The sequence below is a fragment of the Helcobacillus sp. ACRRO genome (assembly GCF_022347125.1).
In the GTDB taxonomy this organism is placed as follows: Bacteria; Actinomycetota; Actinomycetes; order Actinomycetales; family Dermabacteraceae; genus Helcobacillus; species Helcobacillus massiliensis.
Window position 1 is genome coordinate 1 of record NZ_JAKRNG010000009.1, and the last position, 17,575, is coordinate 17,575.

Sequence of the window (17,575 nt, forward strand, 5' to 3'; positions counted from 1 at the left end):
GCAACCAGCGATGACCGTCGGCGCATCGCTGAGATGCTGACCGACGCCCAGTCACGGCAGCGCCCCGTGGTGATCCGATACTCGCCGCCGGACGCGCGCGGCACATCGGTGCGGCGCATCCGTCCGCGCGGGGTGACAGTCGCGAACGGCGCCGCCTACGTCACCGCCTTCTGTGTGTCCGCGGGGGCCGAACGGCGCTTCCGCACCGACCGAATCGTGGAGGCGTGGGCCGACGGCGACGCCTCACCCGAACCCACCGCGATCGGCAGCGGCGCCCGCGAAGACGACGGCACCGATGCCGCCGTCGAGGCGGGGCTGCGCCCGTGGGAGAAGGCCGCACCGATCTGGCTGCGCCTGGATCCCGCAGCGCAGTGGATCCTCGAGGCGTTCACCGTCCGTGATGAGCGGCAGGTGCCGGGCGAGCAGGAGGTGATCGCGCGGATCACCTCGTCCTCGCAGCAGGCGATCGTCACCGCGGTGCTGGAAGCGGCCGGGGCAGCCGAAGCGCTGCACCCGCCGGAGCTGAGGGAGCGCATCCGCCGGGTTTCCGAGAGCGTGATCGGTGCCGCGACGCTGTAAGCTGACAGCCGCAGTCCCTTCTCCTCGCGTGTGCGAGCATAGGGGCACTGCAACACCTGCTCGACAACAAGTGGAGAATCAATCATGGGTCCCAAGAGTCCGTGGATCATCGGCGGTCTGATCGTCCTGGCCATCCTGCTGTTCGGTGCCGGCAAGCTGCCGAGCCTCGCGCGCAACCTGGGTCAGTCCATGCGCATCTTCAAGAGTGAGGTCGAGGAGCTGCGCAACGACGATGAGCGCCGCGGCCCCAACGCCGCCAAGGACGACGCCGTCCGCGACGGCGACCAGGTCGTGGAGCGTGAGCGCACCCGCGAGTACGATCCCCGCTCCGAGCGCGCCGTGGAGACCGAGCGGGTTCAGACGCGTCGGGAGGACGACGACCTGCGTCGCTGAACCCCACAACTGTTGACATGCTTCTCGGGCCCGGCCTCATGGTCGGGCCCGAGAGGAGATGAAGGATGGCCTGAGGCGTGGCGAAGAACGCGAAGCCGAAGAAGCAGAGAACACCGAAGAACCCCGAAGGGCGGATGACGCTCGGTGAGCACCTCCTTGAGCTGCGCAACCGACTGCTCATCAGCGCCGCGGCGGTCCTCGTGTGCGCCATCGCCGGCTGGTGGATCTACTACCCGGTCTTCGATGCCATCTACCACCCGTTCGCGCAGCTCGCGAAGGACGGGTACAACGTCAACCTCAACTTCGGCGGCATCGGCACCACTCTTGAGGTGCACATCCGTCTGGCCGTCTACATCGGCCTGGGCCTGGCGAGCCCCATCGTCCTGTACCAGATCTGGCGGTTCATCACGCCGGGTCTGCACACGAACGAGAAGAAGTACGCCATCGGCTTCGTCGGCGCCTCCGCGCCGCTGTTCCTGATCGGCTGCGCCGCCGGATACTTCGCCACCACCAAGCTGGTTCCCGTGCTGCTGGGCTTCCGCCCCAATTCGGAGGTCTCACAGCTGGTGGAGTTCGGGATGTACCTGGACCTCGTCATCAAGGTGGTCCTCGCGTTCGGGCTGGCGTTCATCTATCCGGTGCTTCTGGTGGCCCTCAACATGGTCGGGGTCCTGCCGGCCCGCACGATGATCAAGGGCTGGCGCTGGGCGATCTTCCTATCGTTCGTGTTCGTGGCCGTCCTGGTGCCGACCCCGGACCCGATCACCCTGATCGCGATGTCCGTGCCGCTGATCATCCTGTTCTTCGCCGCTGTCGGCATCTCGGCCGTCAACGACCGCCGCCGTGCCAAGCGCGAAGCCGCGCTGGAGGCGGACCTGGACGCCGGCACCGCGTCCACCATTGTGGACGCCCCCGCTCCCATCGATCTCCCGGAGTCTGTGGAGGACTCCTACCGGGAGTCGGACCGGTGAGCCGGTTGCGCGTCGGCCTGCTGACGAACCCCACCGCCGCTTCCGGCTCCGCCGGCCGCATCGGCCGCCGAGTCCACCATCTGCTGACGATGGCGGGCCTGTCCGTCGTGGACCTCTCCGGCCCCAGCGCCGAGGTCGCCCGTTTGCGCGTGCAGGACGTCGCCCACGACCTCGCCGCCCTCGTCGTCGTCGGCGGTGACGGCACCGTCGCCCTCGGCGCCTCCATCGTCGCGGACACCCCCGTCCGCCTCGGCATCGTGCCCGCCGGATCCGGCAACGACCTCGCCCGCGCGCTCGGCCTTCCCATCGGCGATGCGGACGAAGCGGTCCGCATCCTCCTGCACGCCCTCTCCCGCCCCGTCACTCCGATCGACGCGATCGCGGTGACCTGCGATGAGTGCGACCAGGTCTCCCTCGCCGTCGGCAACGTCAACCTCGGCTTCGATGCCCGCGTCAACGCCCGCGCTGCCGTCTCCGCGGCGCCCCGGGCTCTGCGGTACCCGTCGGCGGTGCTGCGCGAAGCGCTCACCTACGGCACCGTCGACTACTGGATCGAAGTGGACGGCGGGGAGCGGCAGGAGATCACCTCCCCGCTGATCGCACTGTGCAACTCCGGCGCCATGGGCGGCGGCCTGCGTCTCTCCCCTCAGTCCGACCCGTTCGACGGCCGCCTCGAACTCGCCGTGGTCTCGCCTCTCAGCCGTGCGCGCCTGCTGCGGCTGCTGCCCCGCGTGTACCGCGGAACCCACATCGACCGTCCTGAGTTCCGCACCATCCCCGTCACCGAGTCACTCCGCATCGGGCTGCAGGACACCGCTGCCGCCAGCGGGACGGTGCTGCGCGCCTTCTCCGACGGCGAACCCCGCTGCTTCCTGCCGATGACCGCACGGCTGAAGAAGGGCGCGGTGCGGATCCTCGTGGAGCAGGAGACCTGATGAGCACCCGCCGCGAATTCCTCGACCGCTTCAGCTTCGACCTCGACCCGTTCCAGATCGACGGCATGGACGCCATCGACCGCGGCTCCTCCGTCGTGGTGGCGGCGCCGACGGGTGCCGGCAAGACCATCGTCGGCGAATACGCCGTGCACCGCGCCATCTCCCAAGGCGTGAAGGTGTTCTACACCGCGCCGATCAAGGCGCTGTCGAACCAGAAGCATCAGGAGCTGGTGGAGTGGCTCGGGCACGACCGGGTCGGCCTCATCACCGGCGACACCTCCATCAACCCCATGGCGGACGTGGTCGTGATGACCACCGAGATCCTCCGCAACATGATGTACGCCGACTCCCCAGCGCTGATGGACCTCGGGTTCGTAGTGATGGACGAGGTCCACTACCTCGCCGACCGGTTCCGCGGCCCCGTGTGGGAGGAGCTGATCATCCACCTGCCGCGCACCGTGGCGCTGGTCGCCCTGTCCGCGACCGTGTCCAACATTGAGGAGTTCGGGGCCTGGGTCGATGAGGTGCGCGGCACCACCGAAGTGATCGTGTCGGACCGTCGCCCCGTGCCGCTGTGGCAGCACGTCCTGTTCGACCACGACCTGGTCGACGTCTTCCTCGACCTCGACGGCAACCCGACACCCGCCCACGGTCCCGAGGTCAACACCCGCTACCGGGAGATCAACCCCGCGCTGCAGCGCCTCGGCGGACACGAGCGCCCCGTGTACCGGGGAAGGAATCGGAAGGGCCGCGGCTCCTTCCGCGAGCGCCGCCACGAGCAGCGGATGCGTCCGCGAGGCATGAGCAGAGCGGACATCGTCCACGCCCTCGCCGAAGCGGACCTGCTGCCGGCGATCTTCTTCATCTTCTCCCGCGCGGGCTGCGATCAGGCGGTGGGGCAGCTGATGCGCGCCAACGTGGAGCTGACCACGCCGGAGGAGCGCCGACGCATCCGGGCCGCCTTCCGCGCCCGCTTCGCCGACCTCGCCGGGCCTGACGCCGACGCCCTCGGCATGCACCGCATCGAACGAGCCGCCCTCGCCGGTGTCGCCTCCCACCATGCCGGGCAGCTGCCGATGGTGAAGACGATCGTGGAGGACCTGTTCGCCGAGGGCCTCATCAAGCTGGTGTTCGCCACCGAGACCCTGGCGCTCGGCATCAACATGCCGGCCCGCACAGTGGTGCTGGACCAGTTGAAGAAGTTCAACGGCACCGAGCACGCCCCCATCACCCCGGGGGAGTACACGCAGCTGACGGGCCGCGCGGGTCGCCGCGGCATCGACACGGAGGGCCACGCGGTGGTCGCCGTCATGAACTCCACGTCCGCGCAGGAGGTGGCGGGTCTGGCGTCCAAGCGCACCTACCCGCTGAAGTCGGCGTTCCGCCCCACGTACAACATGACGGTGAACCTGCTGGACCGGTTCAACCTCGAGGACGCCCGCGACACCCTCGACAGTTCGTTCGCGCAGTTCCAGACGGACCGCAGCGTCGTCTCCCAGGCGCGCCGTGCCCGCGATCTGGAGGAGACCGCGGAGCAGTACCGCCAGGCGATCACCTGCGAGCAGGGCGACATCGTCGAGTACGCGGACCTGCTGGAGCAGATCTCCGAACGGGAGAAGGCGCTCGGTCGGGACCGCGCGGAGCGGGAGCGCACCCGTGCGCGCCAGGCGGTGAAGAAACTGCGCCGCGGTGACATCGTGCAGCTGCCCGGTGGTCGCCGCCAGGGCTACGGCGTGGTGATCTGGAACGAGCGCCGCGTGGACGGCCCCCACATCACCGCCGTCACCACCGACGGTCAGTTCCGCGAGTACCGGGCGGATGACTTCCGCACCCGGCCCGCGGTGATCGGCACGATGCGCACCGCTGACCCGGACCGTCTGCGGGCGGCGAAGGTGCGGCGCGACACCGGCGCCGCGCTGAAGAAGCAGCTCGCGGGGCACGGTGCGGCAGCGCGCCCGCCGAAGCGCGAACCGTCCACCGCCGCTGAGGATACGGTGCTGCTGGAGCTGCGGTCCCGCCTGCGGGAGCACCCCTGCCATTCCTGCGAGGACATCGACGCGCACATGCGGTGGATCTCCCGCTACCGCAAGGCCGCCCGCCAGCGCGACAAGGCGCTGCGGTCGATCACGCAGCGCACCTCCTACCTGGCGCGGGAGTTCGATCGGGTGCTCGAGGTGCTCCATGCCCTCGGCTATGTGGAACGCGCCGATAACGGCTCCACACGGATCACTGACAAGGGGCATCTGCTGGAGCGGATCTTCTCCGACCGCGACCTCGTGATCTGCGAGGGCATCACCGAGGGGGTGTTCACGGGCCTGAAGCCGCCGATGCTGGCCGCTGTCGCCTCGTCCCTCTGCTACGAGCCGCGCCGGGACGACTCTGCGCCGGAGGAGATCGCCGACCGTGCATTCGGCCGTGCTCTGCACGCCCTCGGCGTGCTGACCGACCAGATCAACGCCCAGGAGCGGCCCCGCGGACTCGACGTCACCCAGGAGCCGTGCGCCACGATGGCCGGCGCGGTGCATCGGTGGGCACTGGGTCAGGGCTTCGCGTCATCGGTAGGGGAGATGGGCGCCGCGCCGGGCGACTTCGTGCGCCACGTGCGGCAGGTGATCGACCTGCTGGAGCACATGGAGCACATCGGAGGCTCCGATGACGCCCTGACCGTTGCCGTCACCGCCCGCCAGGCGCGCTCGCTGCTGCAGCGCGGCATCGTCGCCCAGGATATGTGAGGAGAGCCCATGCCCCTTCTGCTGCTCGACATCGTTCTGTACAGCTCGGACGACCCCGAAGCGAGCGCCGTCCTCATCGACGACGGCGTCATCGCCTGGACCGGCCCCGCTTCCACGGCGCGCGCCCTGTTCACCGGCACACCCGCGATTCGGGCCGACGGGTGCCTGGTCTCCCCGTCGTTCGTGGACGCCCTGCCGGTGGGCCGCACCATCGCCGGTCGTTCCGGCGCCTCCGCCGAGGGCCACGAGGACCCGTCGGTCCCCGCCGCCGGCGACGGGTACGCCGCGCCGCGGGCCGCGCTCGGCATCACCGATGTGGGCCCCGCCGCCTCCGGCCGCGGCATGCAGGACGGGGTGCGCATCATCGTGCCGATGATCGACATCGCGGTGGACTACCTCGCGGAGGCCTCCGGCGGCACCGCCATCGCGTTCGGCTCCGGAGGGGAGGACGGCTCACCCTGGCGCTGGGTGCGCGCCGCCAGCATCGACGCTGACCCTGACAAGCGCATCTCCGAAAGGGCCGCGTTCCTCGCCGCTACCCGCGGCGGCCGCCGCCTCCTCGGGCAGCACCATCCCGGGTCCCTGAACCCGGGCGCGCCCGCTGACCTGGTGGTGTGGGAGCCGTGGGACCTGACGGTCCGCGGCAATGACGAACGCATCCAGACCTGGTCCACGGACCCCCGCTCCCGCACCCCGATGCTGCCGGACCTCACCGACGGCGAACCGCGCGCCCTGCTCACCATGAAGGACGGCGAGGTCGTGTTCGATGCCGGGGAGCTCGACGCCCCCCAGGCACTGGAGCCGGGGGAGTGACCTCCCGCCCCACCTCGCTGCGCACCCCCGGCGGCGTCGCCGTGATCCTCGCGGCCGTCGGCGGGGTCCTGTTCAGCCAGTCGTTCCCACCCGCGGACCTGTGGTTCCTGCTGCCGGTGGCGATCGGTCTGCTCGTCATCGCCTCCCACACGAAGCGGCGGTCGATCGCTGCAGTGGTCGCCATCGTGTTCGGGGTGTGCGCCTTCCTCCCGCTGTTCGCGTGGGCAAACATCTACGCCGGGCTCGGACCATGGGCGGCACTGGCGGTGTTCGAAGCCTGCTACCTGCTGCTGTTCGCCCTCGGTTCCCGCGCGGTCCTCGCCCGCTGGGGCCACGGGCTGCTGCCCGCCCTTGCGATCGGTGTGCTGTGGGCGGGCACCGAAGCGGTCCGCTCGCATGTGCCGTGGGGCGGCCTGCCGTGGGCGGCGTCGGCGTTCTCCCTCGCCCATTCGCCGCTGCTGAACCTCGGCCCGTGGATCGGGGTGCCGGGGCTCGCCGTCGTGCTCGGCTGGATGGGGGCCGCGGTCGCGTCCTGCCTGCTGGGGCTCGCCGGTCGCCGCCGTGACCGCCTCGACGGGCTCGGGGCTCTCCTGCCGCTGCTGACGGCAGCTCTGGTCATCGCGGCATCCGTGGTGGTGCCGCTTCCGCGGAATCCGTCGGCCACCGAGCCGCGCAGCCTTGCGGTCACCGCGGTGCAGGGCAATGTGAAGCCGCCGCCACCGGGCTCGTACTACCTGCCGGAGGAGATGTTCGACAACCATGTCGCGGCGACCCGGACCGCGCTGTCCAGCCGCGGAGCAGCAGCGTCCGGGACCCGGCCCGCGCATGAGCCGGACCTCGTGGTGTGGCCGGAGGACTCCACCGGCTGGAACGCGCCTTCGCAGCCGTCCCGCATGGCTCAGGTCGCCGACCTCTCCCGGCAGGCCGGTGCACCCATCCTCATCGGCGCGCAGGTGCCGCACGGCCGCGACAACCGCAGGAACATGGCGATCCTCGTGGACGAGAACGGCCCCACCGCCCAGCAGTACGCGAAGCGCCACCCCGTGCCCTTCGGGGAGTACATTCCGGCGCGCGGGTTCTTCTCCCGCATCACCGACAAGGTCGAACTCGTCGCCACCGACATGGTCGCCGGCAGTGAAGTCGGGGTGATGCAGGTTGCGGGGGCACCCGTCGGCGTCCTCATCTGCTTCGAGATCGCCTACGAGAACCTTGTCCAGGACGTCGTCGCCGATGATGCACAGATGATCGTGGTGCAGTCCAACAACGCGCTGTTCGGCGACTCCGACGAAGCGATCCAGCAGCTCGCCGAAGCGAAGGTGATGGCGGTGGTCTCCGGCCGCTCAGTGGTGCACATCTCCACCGTGGGGCACTCCGCCGTGTTCACCCCGAACGGCCGCACCATCGCCTCCCTCGACCATTGGGTCGCCGGGTCGATGCAGGCGGATGTTCCCCTGCACACCGGCATCACCCCGGCGATGCGGTTCGGCACCCTGATCCGGTGGGCTCCCGTGGTCGGCTCCGCCGCCGTCCTCGTGCTGCTCGCCCTTATTCCGGAGCGCAGCCCCGCCCCCGCACAGCCCTCACGCACGATGCCCCAACGCAGGAGGAAGACCCGATGAGGACCATCATCGTCACCCCCACATTCAACGAACGCGAGGCCCTGCCGGGCACCCTGCGCCGCCTGCTGACCGCGCTGCCGCACGTGGACACCCTCATCGTGGACGACGGCTCACCCGATGGAACCGGCACCTGGGCCGAACAGGAAGCGCTGCGCGATGAGGCCGCCGAGGGCCGCCGACGGATCCATGTCCTGCACCGGGCCAGCAAACAGGGCCTGGGCCCCGCCTACCTGGAGGGGTTCGCGTGGGCGCTGGAGCGCGGCTACGAGGTCATCGGTGAAATGGACGCAGACGCCTCCCACCGCCCCGAGCAGCTGCATCGGCTCCTCGATGCCGTGGACGCCGGCGCGGACCTCGCCATCGGGTCACGGTGGGTGCCGGGCGGGCGCGTGCACAACTGGCCGGCGCACCGGGAGGTACTGTCCCGCGGTGCCAACATCTACGCACGCCTCATGCTCGGCCTGACCGTTCACGACGCCACCGCGGGCTTCCGAGCATTCCGCGCCGACCTGCTGCGCACTGTCCTGGCCGGGGATGCGGTCGCGTCCCAGGGGTACTGCTTCCAGGTCGACATGACGCGTCGTGCCGACGGTGCCGGGGCCCGCATCGTGGAGGTCCCGATCGACTTCGATGAGCGCACCGAGGGCGCTTCGAAGATGAGCTCTGCGATCGTCCGCGAGGCGCTCGTTCGGGTCACTCAGTGGGGCGCGGCCCATCATGGGCGTCGCCTCCAGGCCACGGTGGGAGGATGGGCCGACCGTATCGTCCAGGCCCGAAGGAGTCGACGGTGAAAGAGAAGGCGATGTCCCTGCTGCCGCTGTGGATTCTGCTGATCGGCCTGGCGGAGCTCGCGATCCTGATCGCGATCGGGGTCAACACGAGCTTCTGGTGGCCGGTTCTCATCGTGGTGATCGGCTGGCTGATCGGCATCGCCCTGCTGGTGCTGGCCACGCAGCAGTCGATGAGTCGCCTCGGTGCGCTGATCCGCACGCTGCGCGACGGCTCCCGTTCCTCCTCGCGCCGGTCCCGTCCCGTGTTCACTCTGATGGCGGCGCTGCTGTTCTTCTTCCCCGGTATCCTCACGGACCTGGCGGGCCTCGCTCTGCTGTTGACCCCGGTGCAGGACTCCGCAATGAAGAAGGCGGGCCTGGGGTCCGCGAATCGTCGGCAGCTGTTCTTCCGGGGCCGCGGCGGGGTGATCGAGGGGGAGATCGTGGTGACCTCGGATGACCGGGCGTCCTCCACCGGGTCGCATGCGGCAACGCAGACGCCGCCCCCGATGATCGAGGGCGGCGTGGTGCGTGAGAAGGGGGAGGACCCCCGCGCCTGAGGCTGCGGACCGCGTGCGCATCTCAGCGTGCGCGGAGCCTCACAGCGTCACAGGAAGTGACGGTTGGAGTGGAGGCGGCCGCGGCGCAGCAGGTCGAGGCGCTTGTCCAGGAGGACCTGCAGCTCTTCCTCGGAGCGGCGCTCCAGCAGCATGTCCCAGTGGGTGCGGACGGGGCGACCCGGCTTCTCATCGGGCTTCTCGTGGTCGCGCAGCACGGCGGTGGCGCCGCAGCGGCACTCCCACACGAGCGGAACATCCGCCTCCACGGAGAACGGGAGGATCGTGGTGTGGCCGTTGGGGCAGTCGTACGGCGACTCCTGGCGGGGTGCCGCGAGGACGCCCTCATCGGTCTCCATGGACAGCGAACCCAGCCGGGTTCCTCTCAGCGAGCGAGAGCTCATCTAGTTCCAGCCTTCTTCCACTGATTCGGTGCGTGTGGCGATCTGCTCACACCCGGTCAACGCGCGGGCTGACCTGTGTATTCCACAGATCGATGCGGTTAGTGATAATACCATCCGCCCCCATCTCCAGCAGGCGCCGCATGTCCCCGGGGTGATCCACCGTCCACACGTGCACCTCGCAGCCTGCCCGGTGCGCCTTCGCGATGAGGCGCTCGGTCACCACCCGCACACCCCGCACCTGCTCCGGCACCTGCAGTGCGTCCCAGCGGCGCAGCAGGGTATCCGTGCCGGGCAGTTCGAGCGCGTCGGCCAGGCGGATCGCCGCCATCGGCGCGAGTGACGGGCTGCGCCTCACCCGCACCCCGGTCATGCCGGTGATCATCGCCGCCGCCCGCCGCGGATAGGCACCGGTGAAGCCCGCGAGGCACACCCTGTCCTGCGCGCCGGCGCGGACGATCGCTCGGGCGGTCGGCAGGATCGCCTGCTCCGCTTTGATGTCGATGTTGACCGGGACGTCCAGGTCCCCGAGGACGTCCTCGAGGGTGGGAATGGGGCTGAGGCCGCCCACGCGCACTCCGCGCAGGTCCTGCAGGCGGCTCTCGGCGACGGTGTGCTCGTCGCCCGTGGCGCCGCAGCGGATCTGCGGATCGTGCACGGTGAGGGCGATGCCGTCGGCGGTGGCGTGCACGTCGGTTTCGATGACGTCCGCGCCGTTTGCGACGGCCCGGTGGAAGGCCTCCAGCGTGTTCTCGTCACCGTCCGGGGCGAAGCCGCGGTGGGCGATGCCGCGCGGCAGCTCACCGGGCATGAACCCGCTTCTCACAGTCCTTCTCCTGTCACCAGCATGTCCTCTTCGTCTTCGTCGCTGAGTCGTCGCCGCGGCCGCTTCGCGCCGGCGCTGCGGGCGGAAGGGCCATCGGTCCGAGATCCGTCGGCCGCCTCCGCGTCTGGGTCACCGCTCTCGGCGCGGGCATCGCGCTCATCCAGGACGGCGCGGCGCGCCGCCACCACGAATCCGACGGGGAAGAACGCCGCGAACACCCACCACTGGAACGCGTACGACAGGTGTGGTCCGGTGTCGGTCTCGGGCCGCTCCACCGGCATCAGCGGCGCGGACGCATCGGCCGGTGGTGCCGACGGGTCCTCACTGATCATCGTGCCGTAGGCGCCCGTCATGACTCCGGGCAGCGGCCCGGTCTGCCCCTGGACATCGGGGACGTTGATCGACTGCACCTGGCCGTCGGTCTGCGCCCGGCCGAGGCGGGGCTCCGTCGGCCTCAGGTGGGCGGTGAGGGTGACGGTGCCGTCCGGCAGCGGGGGTGAGCCCGCCGGTGTCGACTCGACCTTCGCAGCGGGTACCCAGCCGCGCACCACCAGCAGGGTGCGCTCGCCGTCGGTGAAGGGGACGAGCTGCAGGAACCCGACCTGGGAGGCACGGGTGCGGTTGCGCACGAACAGGGTGTCCTCGGACCGGTACTGCCCGGTCATGGTGACCTGGGTGTAGTCGTCCTCAGCCCGCAGCGCAGAGGTCGGGGAGGGGAGTGGACCGGCGGGGTCGACGGGTGCGGCGTCGTAGTTGCGTTCGATGGTGGCGACGGCCTCAGCCTTCGCTTCGTAGCGGTGGAACTGCCAGCGGCCGAGCAGGATGCACGCGGTGACGGCGGCGAGCACGAGGAGGAGGGCGAGCGCCCACCGGGGTGTGAGCAGGGTCTTCATTCTTCGCTGGTCGTGCTGTCCTCGTCGATGATGCGGCCGTCGGAGTCGATGATAACCACGGGCGCTGATGACTCCAGGAGCAGAGGTCCGCCCGACGGCTCGGGCGGAGGGGAGCTCTGCCCCTCGCGGTCCTGGTCATTGGCGAACATCACCGCGAACAGGGGGATGAGGACCGCAGCGACCAGCATCACGAGCTTCCACCAGCCGGGCACGATGAGGATCAGCACGAAGCAGATCATGCGGATCGCCATGTTGATGGAGTAGATCCGCAGGCGGTGCGAGACGTCCTCGGAGCGGGCCTTCGGAGCCGGAGGCGGGGGAGCGGCGAACTGGTCGGTCATTGCGGCAGCACGGCCGCGTGGTCGAGGAGTCGCAGGAACAGGTACACGGTGCCGCCCACGATCCCGGTGCTGATCACCGCGATGACCGCGTCCACGCGGCGGGATGGGCGGCGGATCTCAGCCTCGGGAATGTCCTGGGCGGTGGGGGAATCGGCGAGGACGCCCGGTGCGGTCACGGCCAGGGGATAGTCGAGGTCGGTGCCGCGCTGGAGGCGGGCTCCGCTGGCGCGCAGCGAGCCGCTCGGCGCCAGGGGAGCATCCGTCGGCAGCTCCTCCGCGTTCCAGCGCCACCCCGCCGGCGGGGTGGGCCAGTCAGCGGGAGGCACCCACCCGGCCGGAGGCTCCCAGTCGGCACTGGGCGGCTCCGGCCAGGCGGGGGCGGGGTTGAAGCGGGACACGGTCACTTCTCGGGGACTGCCCACTTGGCGCCGGACTTGTCACCGTTCCAGGTGATGGTGAGGTCCGGGACCTTCTTGATGTCGTACAGGATGCGCATGGTGCCGGACTCGCCCTCTTCGAGGTCGTAGTCCAACGTGTTCAGACCCGCTTCATCGGACTGGCTGTAGGAGGTGCGCGCGACATCCACCACACCGCCGTACGGGGTGTTGACCCGGACGTTCAGCGGGTTCTGGTGGATCTTTCCGGACTTCGAGGTGGTCTGAACCGTCACCACGAGGTAGGTGCCGTTGGTGGGCTTGTCCACCGGTTCGCCGTCGCTCGTCTTGATGTCGCTGCCGTCGGACCAGCGGGTGGAGAGGACCACCTCACCGGAGCCGGAGAAGGTGACCACAGATTTCTTCTCAGCGTTCTTGTCCGGCTTGACCAGCGGTTCCTTCGGCGTGGGCTCAGCAGTCTCAGTGGGTGACGGGGCCTCAGACGTGGTGGTCGGGTCAGCCGGTGCGCTGGAGCTGGAGCTGGGGCTGGGCGACGGGTCAGCTGTCGCCTCGTCGTCGCCCTTGAAGAAGTAGAAGGACAGGGCGATTGCGGCAAGGATCGCGAGCAGCAGCGGCAGCACCAGGCAGGTCAGCCACCAGAACCGGGCGAAGAAGCCCTTCTTCTCCGGCACGCCCTGCGCCTGGATCGGTGTCCAGTTCTGCGTGGTCGCGCCGGAGGGCTCACTGTCACCGGCGCCGAACATCGGGGCGGGGGCGGCGCTCGCCGCGGAGGAGCCCGTCGCGGACGAACCTGTTTCGGACGCGGAGCCTGCGGCACCGGCGTGGGAGGCGGAGTCGTCCGCGTCGTCCTCCACCCAGTACTGCCAGTCGGCGGGCGCTTCGCCCCACGCGGGGTCCGGCTGCCAGCCTTCGGGCGGTGTCCAGCCCGGTTCTGCCGGCGGCCAGTTGGGCGGTGGGTTGAAGCGCAGTGCCATAGTGGTCGTGTCCCTTCCCCTGCTGCAGGGATGCATCGGTCAGTGGGTGCGGCCACCAGTGTACGACCGTGTCGGGTTCGCGGGGGCGATCAGCGCACCAGGCGGCCGCGATAGGGTAGCGGGGCCCATTCATGACCCCATCGAAGGAGAACGCGGTGACTGCACGCAGCGTCCTGATCACCGGCGGCAACCGAGGCATCGGCTACGCCCTCGCAGAGCACTTCCTGTCCCTCGGCGACAAGGTCGCCGTCACCTCCCGCTCCGGCACGGGCGGCCCCGACGGCGCGCTCACCGTGGCTGCGGACGTCACCGACTCCGCCTCCATGGACGCCGCGTTCGCTGAGGCGGAGGAGAAGAACGGCCCGATCGAGGTGCTGGTCGCCAACGCCGGCATCACCGACGACCAGCTGCTGCTGCGCATGAGCGACGACTCCTTCGAGAACGTCCTCGGCACCAACCTCACGGGTGCGTTCCGCTCCGTGAAGCGCGCCATCAAGGGCATGATGCGAAAGAAGAAGGGCCGCATCATCCTGATCTCCTCCGTGGTGGGCCTGTACGGCTCCCCGGGCCAGGTCAACTACGCCGCCTCCAAGTCCGGCCTGGTCGGCATGGCGCGCTCCATCACCCGTGAGCTCGGCTCCCGCGGCATCACCGCGAATGTCATCGCCCCCGGCTACATCGACACGGAGATGACCCAGCAGCTCAGCGACGATCTGAAGAAGGAGTACCAGAAGGCGATCCCGGCGGGCCGCTTCGCCCAGCCGGAGGAGGTGGCGAAGGTCGCCGCGTTCCTCGCCTCCGATGACGCCGCCTACATCTCCGGTGCTGTCATCCCGGTCGACGGCGGCCTCGGTATGGGACACTGATTCGGACCGTCACCATCACACAGGAAGAGGACTTGTGAACGACGAACCTCCGAGTCGGATGCTTCTGCTCATGCGCCACGGCAAGGCGGAGAACTCCGCCCCCACCGATAAGGAGCGCCCTCTGGCCTCCAAGGGTGTCACTCAGGCCCGCGCCGTCGGCGACTACCTCCGTTCGCAGGGCATCTGCCCGACCCGAGTCCTCGTCTCCTCCGCGCAGCGCACCCGCGACACGTGGGATGCGCTGCGCCCCGGTCTTCCGGACTTCGACGGGGACGTCAGCGTCCACGACGAGTTCTACGCCACCGGACCTGCTGAGGTGCTCGAGGAGCTCCACCGCCTGCCCGCCGACGAATCGGTGGTGCTGGTGATAGGCCACGAGCCGGTCATGTCCTCGCTCGCCTCCCACCTCGCCGATGAGGAGTCGTCCGATTCGGGTGCGACCGCACAGGTGCGGCTGGGGATGCCGACGGGGTCCGTCAGCGTCTTCAGCGGCCGCCTCGGCTCGTGGGCTGAGCTCGGTGAGGATTCGCTGAGCCTGCACGCGCTGCTGCGCGGCTGACGGCCCAGCGAACGGCCGGGCCGTCGCTCAGAACCCGTCGAGTCGGGCCAGGTGCTCACGCACCGGGTCGAGGGACGGGCCGTCGATCACGAGGTCCACAACCTCCCGCAGGGCCGGCTTCGGGTGGAACCCCACCGCGAGGCCGGCCTCCGCCATGAGGTCGATGTCGTTGGCGCCGTCGCCGAGGGCGATGATGCGCTCGCGCGGCACACCGTGCGCGGCGGACAGGAACCGCGCCTGCATCGCCTTCGCTTCGCGGTCCACGATCGGGCCGTCGACCCTGCCGGTGAGGTGCCCGTCGGCCACCTCGAAGCGATTCGCCAGCACCGACTGGATGCCGACCTGCTCCGCGAGCGGAGTGATGATCTCCTCGAAGCCGCCGGACACCAGCGCCACCAGCCAGCCGCGCTCGATCGCCTCGGAGGCGAGTTCGACCGCGCCAGGGGTCGGCACGAGCTGCTCGCGCACCTCGTCGATGACGGTGGCGGGCAGGCCCTTGAGGGCGGCGACGCGGTGGTGCAGAGACTCGGCGAAGTCCAGTTCGCCGCGCATCGCCCGCAGCGTCACCTCTTCGACGTCGTCGCGCACGCCGGCGTAGTCGGCGACCAGTTCGATCACCTCCTGCGTGAGGAAGGTGGAGTCGACGTCGGAGATCAGCAGTCCGCGGTAGGCGGTGTCAACCACAGCATGTCCTTTCGACGGGGCTCTCGTCTGCGCAGTCTAGCCGCGCTCACACTGGTGAGGAGGAGAGGACCGCGCTGAGGGCGCTGCGGGCAGCATCATGCAGATCCCGCACCAACTCCCGTCGCGCCGTATCGAGGTCCGGGTCCTCCAGAAGCCGCTCGCACTGCACCGCGGCGCGGCCCGCGATCCGCGCGGTTTCCACATGCCCCGCGTCGATCCCGGGGTGGGGCTCCATCAGGAACCAGTCGTCGGGCAGCTCCGCGGGGCCGACGGGTTCCTCCAGCACGATGTCCAGGCGCTGCGCGCGGTCAGCCGCGTCCTGCAGGCAGCGGAACAGGTGCTCCCGGGCCCCGTCGGTCCGCTGCGGCGTGACGGGCCGGTTCGGTGGGGCGTTGTGCCGATCCACCACGAGGGTGCGGTGGTGCGGATCCTGGCGGTGGACCGTGAGGGTGTGGTGGGCGAGGGGCCCGTCGGCGACCACGAGCGCCTGCCCTGCGTCCAGCGCCGCCGCGATCGCCGGGGGCGGGCCGATGAGGCCGGCGATCCGCCCGGGCTGCGGCAGCACGAGGTTCACGATGGGGCGGTGCATCAGCTGCAGGTCCAGCAGCCACGCCGCCGGGTCGAACGGGGGAGCGAAGAAGAACTCGGGGCCGTCGAGCTGGTCGAGGAGCCCGTCGGCGCAGAGGCGGCCGCGCAGCAGACCGTGCGTCCAGGAGGACAGCACCGCCAGGCGCGGCACAGGGATCGCCGTCACGTCAGGAGGCTGAACTCGGCGGTGGGGATCGCGCCGTCCTTCTCCGGTTCAGCGATCCGTTCCAGGCGGAGTCGAACGTGCGTGCCGAGGTCGGCGTCGGCGGCCACCCACGTGGTGACGGGTGGTTCCACGAGCTGCACCTCCACGCGCGGCTTCTCCCCGTCGGAGCGTTTGATGACGGTGCCGGTGAACTCCTGGCCCACGAACGGCTTCAGGCTCAGCACCTCCACGAGATCCACCGCTTCGCGCTCCAGCTTCCCGGCGACGGAACCGGTGGACTTCATGATCTCCGGCAGTTCGCCGAGGGCGGCGCGCAGCTCAGCGGGGATGGCGCGGTCGGTGCTGATCATCCAGCAGACGAGGAGTCCGAAGCGGTCCACGAGGCGGCGCAGCGGCGCGGTGACGTGGGCGTACGGGGCGCCGATCGCGGCCTGCTCCAGGCTGGGCGCCTCGTCCGCGTCGTCGTCGGCCGGCGGGGCCCCGAGCGGCAGGTATCCGGCACCGCGGAACAGCACCCCTGCGTGGTTGAGCAGCGCGAGATGCTGCGGGTTGCGCCAATCGAGGGTGCGGAGGAACTGCCCGTACGGCTGACCGTCGGCCCAGGTGATGCCGAGGGCCTCCGCCTGCAGACGGAAACGGGTGCGGGCCTCATCGGTGGGGGCGGGCATGGTGCGCAGGATGCCGACACCGGCATCGATCATCATCTGCGCTGCGGCCATGCCCGTCATGAGGGAGATCTGCGCGTTGGAGTCCTCGATCGGCTGCGGGGTGCGCCAGGCGAGGCGGACGCTGCCGTCCTCGTTCTCCTCCACCTCCTGCTCCGGCGTGTTCAGCGAGGCGCCCTCGCGCAGCTTCTCCTGTTCGATGCGGAGGTCGCCGACCTGCTGCAGGAGCAGCATCATGGGGTGGCCCTGGCCGGCGTCGAGGTCGTGCTGGACAGCGTCGTAGGCGAGCTTCTCGCGGCTGCGGACCACGGCACGGGTGAGGCTGCAGGCGGTGACGGCGCCGGCCGCGTCCAGGCGCATGTCCCACACGAATGCGGGAGCGTCCTGGTCCGGCAGCAGGGATGCCGCTCCTTCGCTCAGCACCTCGGGGTGCAGCGGAACCCGTCGGCCCGGGAGGTACACGGTGGCGCCGCGCCGACGCGCCTCCTGATCGATCACGTCCCCGAGGTGCACGAAGGCGGGCACATCCGCAATGGCGTAGCGGACGCGGAAGCCGTCCCCATCGGGGTCGATGTGCAGCGCCTGGTCGAGGTCGGTGGAGGAGGCGGGGTCGAGGGTGACGAACGGGATGTCCCGCAGGTCCTCGCGTTCCACCTCGCCGTTCTGCCAGGAGCCGGCGGCGCGTTCAGCGGCCTCCAGGACGGCGGGCGGGAACTCCACCGGAACCTCGTTGGCGGCGACCAGGACATCGATGGCGGCGCGGATCTCATCGGCCGCGACGCCGTGGGCGGACAGTCTCACCGTTCGGTTCGTCATGCGCGCCAGTGTACGGGCGCGCCCTGCCTCCA

At 70.1% G+C, this 17,575-nt stretch carries 20 protein-coding genes; 11 read left to right on the forward strand and 9 right to left on the reverse strand.

Annotation, left to right across the window (positions count from 1 at the left end; all coding sequences use genetic code 11):
- From MHY20_RS04750 to MHY20_RS04790, 9 genes are all read left to right on the forward strand, one after another.
- The coding region (locus MHY20_RS04750; protein WP_239375290.1) for a WYL domain-containing protein at positions 1–579 on the forward strand (579 nt) is incomplete at its 5' end.
- Positions 580–663: 84 nt separating this feature from the next.
- Entirely contained in the window at positions 664–972 is a 309-nt protein-coding gene (locus MHY20_RS04755; protein WP_239375293.1) for a Sec-independent protein translocase subunit TatA, read from the forward strand.
- A 77-nt stretch (positions 973–1,049) separates the two neighbouring features.
- A complete protein-coding gene (gene tatC, locus MHY20_RS04760) occupies positions 1,050–1,943 on the forward strand; it encodes a twin-arginine translocase subunit TatC (RefSeq protein ID WP_239375296.1) in 894 nt (297 codons plus the stop codon).
- The gene (locus tag MHY20_RS04765; protein WP_239375299.1) at positions 1,940–2,878 is read left to right on the forward strand and encodes a diacylglycerol kinase family protein; all 939 of its coding nucleotides are present in this window, start codon (positions 1,940–1,942) and stop codon (positions 2,876–2,878) included. The genes tatC and MHY20_RS04765 overlap by 4 nt, the downstream gene beginning before the upstream one ends.
- On the forward strand, positions 2,878–5,610 hold the full coding sequence (locus tag MHY20_RS04770) for a DEAD/DEAH box helicase (protein WP_239375302.1): 2,733 nt from the start codon (positions 2,878–2,880) through the stop codon (positions 5,608–5,610). The genes MHY20_RS04765 and MHY20_RS04770 overlap by 1 nt, the downstream gene beginning before the upstream one ends.
- Positions 5,611–5,619: 9 nt before the next feature.
- The gene (locus MHY20_RS04775) at positions 5,620–6,423 is read left to right on the forward strand and encodes an amidohydrolase family protein (RefSeq protein WP_183374466.1); all 804 of its coding nucleotides are present in this window, start codon (positions 5,620–5,622) and stop codon (positions 6,421–6,423) included.
- Positions 6,420–8,042, forward strand: coding sequence for an apolipoprotein N-acyltransferase (gene lnt, locus MHY20_RS04780; RefSeq protein WP_239375304.1), 1,623 nt, complete (start codon positions 6,420–6,422; stop codon positions 8,040–8,042). The genes MHY20_RS04775 and lnt overlap by 4 nt, the downstream gene beginning before the upstream one ends.
- Positions 8,039–8,833 (forward strand): polyprenol monophosphomannose synthase, encoded by a 795-nt coding sequence (locus MHY20_RS04785; RefSeq protein WP_239375306.1) that lies wholly within the window; start codon positions 8,039–8,041, stop codon positions 8,831–8,833. Before lnt ends, MHY20_RS04785 begins: the two co-directional genes overlap by 4 nt.
- Positions 8,830–9,372: an FxsA family protein gene (locus MHY20_RS04790; RefSeq protein ID WP_183374460.1), complete on the forward strand. Its 543-nt coding sequence runs from the start codon at positions 8,830–8,832 to the stop codon at positions 9,370–9,372. The genes MHY20_RS04785 and MHY20_RS04790 overlap by 4 nt, the downstream gene beginning before the upstream one ends.
- 47 nt (positions 9,373–9,419) lie before the next feature.
- Here the strand turns inward: MHY20_RS04790 and MHY20_RS04795 are convergent, their stop codons facing one another.
- From MHY20_RS04795 to MHY20_RS04820, 6 genes are read right to left on the reverse strand one after another with little or no spacing between them, the layout of a single operon-like run.
- Complete coding sequence (locus tag MHY20_RS04795) at positions 9,420–9,773, reverse strand: RNA polymerase-binding protein RbpA (RefSeq protein WP_183374458.1); 354 nt, start codon at positions 9,771–9,773, stop codon at positions 9,420–9,422.
- A 46-nt stretch (positions 9,774–9,819) separates the two neighbouring features.
- Positions 9,820–10,596, reverse strand: coding sequence for a glycerophosphodiester phosphodiesterase family protein (locus tag MHY20_RS04800; protein WP_239375308.1), 777 nt, complete (start codon positions 10,594–10,596; stop codon positions 9,820–9,822).
- Positions 10,593–11,489: an SURF1 family protein gene (locus MHY20_RS04805; RefSeq protein ID WP_183374456.1), complete on the reverse strand. Its 897-nt coding sequence runs from the start codon at positions 11,487–11,489 to the stop codon at positions 10,593–10,595. Before MHY20_RS04805 ends, MHY20_RS04800 begins: the two co-directional genes overlap by 4 nt.
- Complete coding sequence (locus MHY20_RS04810; RefSeq protein ID WP_183374454.1) at positions 11,486–11,830, reverse strand: DUF3099 domain-containing protein; 345 nt, start codon at positions 11,828–11,830, stop codon at positions 11,486–11,488. The genes MHY20_RS04805 and MHY20_RS04810 overlap by 4 nt, the downstream gene beginning before the upstream one ends.
- Positions 11,827–12,228, reverse strand: a complete 402-nt coding sequence (locus MHY20_RS04815) for a hypothetical protein (protein WP_183374452.1) — start codon at positions 12,226–12,228, stop codon at positions 11,827–11,829. Before MHY20_RS04815 ends, MHY20_RS04810 begins: the two co-directional genes overlap by 4 nt.
- 2 nt (positions 12,229–12,230) lie before the next feature.
- Entirely contained in the window at positions 12,231–13,199 is a 969-nt protein-coding gene (locus MHY20_RS04820; protein ID WP_183374450.1) for a hypothetical protein, read from the reverse strand.
- Between the two features lie 131 nt (positions 13,200–13,330).
- Here MHY20_RS04820 and fabG point away from each other — a divergent pair, with 131 nt between their 5' ends.
- Both fabG and MHY20_RS04830 read left to right on the forward strand, forming a co-directional pair.
- Positions 13,331–14,065 (forward strand): 3-oxoacyl-ACP reductase FabG, encoded by a 735-nt coding sequence (gene fabG / locus MHY20_RS04825; protein ID WP_183374449.1) that lies wholly within the window; start codon positions 13,331–13,333, stop codon positions 14,063–14,065.
- A gap of 70 nt (positions 14,066–14,135) precedes the next feature.
- Positions 14,136–14,624 (forward strand): histidine phosphatase family protein, encoded by a 489-nt coding sequence (locus MHY20_RS04830; RefSeq protein WP_239375310.1) that lies wholly within the window; start codon positions 14,136–14,138, stop codon positions 14,622–14,624.
- Positions 14,625–14,651: 27 nt separating this feature from the next.
- Here MHY20_RS04830 and serB read toward each other — a convergent pair whose 3' ends face one another.
- Genes serB through MHY20_RS04845 form a run of 3 tightly spaced genes read right to left on the reverse strand, consistent with a single transcriptional unit; the run spans position 14,652 to position 17,543 of the window.
- Positions 14,652–15,308: a phosphoserine phosphatase SerB gene (serB, locus tag MHY20_RS04835; protein WP_239375312.1), complete on the reverse strand. Its 657-nt coding sequence runs from the start codon at positions 15,306–15,308 to the stop codon at positions 14,652–14,654.
- Positions 15,309–15,354: 46 nt separating this feature from the next.
- Positions 15,355–16,062, reverse strand: coding sequence for a hypothetical protein (locus tag MHY20_RS04840; protein WP_183374438.1), 708 nt, complete (start codon positions 16,060–16,062; stop codon positions 15,355–15,357).
- On the reverse strand, positions 16,059–17,543 hold the full coding sequence (locus tag MHY20_RS04845) for an RNB domain-containing ribonuclease (RefSeq protein WP_239375314.1): 1,485 nt from the start codon (positions 17,541–17,543) through the stop codon (positions 16,059–16,061). Before MHY20_RS04845 ends, MHY20_RS04840 begins: the two co-directional genes overlap by 4 nt.
- Positions 17,544–17,575: the final 32 nt, after the last annotated feature.

What these genes read in the sequence shown, in the direction of transcription:
- MHY20_RS04785 (WP_239375306.1), top strand. Translation starts at nt 8,039, where the DNA reads ATGAGGACCATCATCGTCACCCCCACATTCAACGAACGCGAGGCCCTG.
- MHY20_RS04755 (WP_239375293.1), top strand. Translation starts at nt 664, where the DNA reads ATGGGTCCCAAGAGTCCGTGGATCATCGGCGGTCTGATCGTCCTGGCC.
- MHY20_RS04845 (WP_239375314.1), bottom strand. Translation starts at nt 17,543, where the DNA reads ATGACGAACCGAACGGTGAGACTGTCCGCCCACGGCGTCGCGGCCGAT.
- MHY20_RS04795 (WP_183374458.1), bottom strand. Translation starts at nt 9,773, where the DNA reads ATGAGCTCTCGCTCGCTGAGAGGAACCCGGCTGGGTTCGCTGTCCATG.
- fabG (WP_183374449.1), top strand. Translation starts at nt 13,331, where the DNA reads ATGACCCCATCGAAGGAGAACGCGGTGACTGCACGCAGCGTCCTGATC.
- MHY20_RS04805 (WP_183374456.1), bottom strand. Translation starts at nt 11,489, where the DNA reads ATGAAGACCCTGCTCACACCCCGGTGGGCGCTCGCCCTCCTCCTCGTG.
- MHY20_RS04820 (WP_183374450.1), bottom strand. Translation starts at nt 13,199, where the DNA reads ATGGCACTGCGCTTCAACCCACCGCCCAACTGGCCGCCGGCAGAACCG.
- MHY20_RS04810 (WP_183374454.1), bottom strand. Translation starts at nt 11,830, where the DNA reads ATGACCGACCAGTTCGCCGCTCCCCCGCCTCCGGCTCCGAAGGCCCGC.
- MHY20_RS04830 (WP_239375310.1), top strand. Translation starts at nt 14,136, where the DNA reads ATGCGCCACGGCAAGGCGGAGAACTCCGCCCCCACCGATAAGGAGCGC.
- MHY20_RS04770 (WP_239375302.1), top strand. Translation starts at nt 2,878, where the DNA reads ATGAGCACCCGCCGCGAATTCCTCGACCGCTTCAGCTTCGACCTCGAC.
- MHY20_RS04775 (WP_183374466.1), top strand. Translation starts at nt 5,620, where the DNA reads ATGCCCCTTCTGCTGCTCGACATCGTTCTGTACAGCTCGGACGACCCC.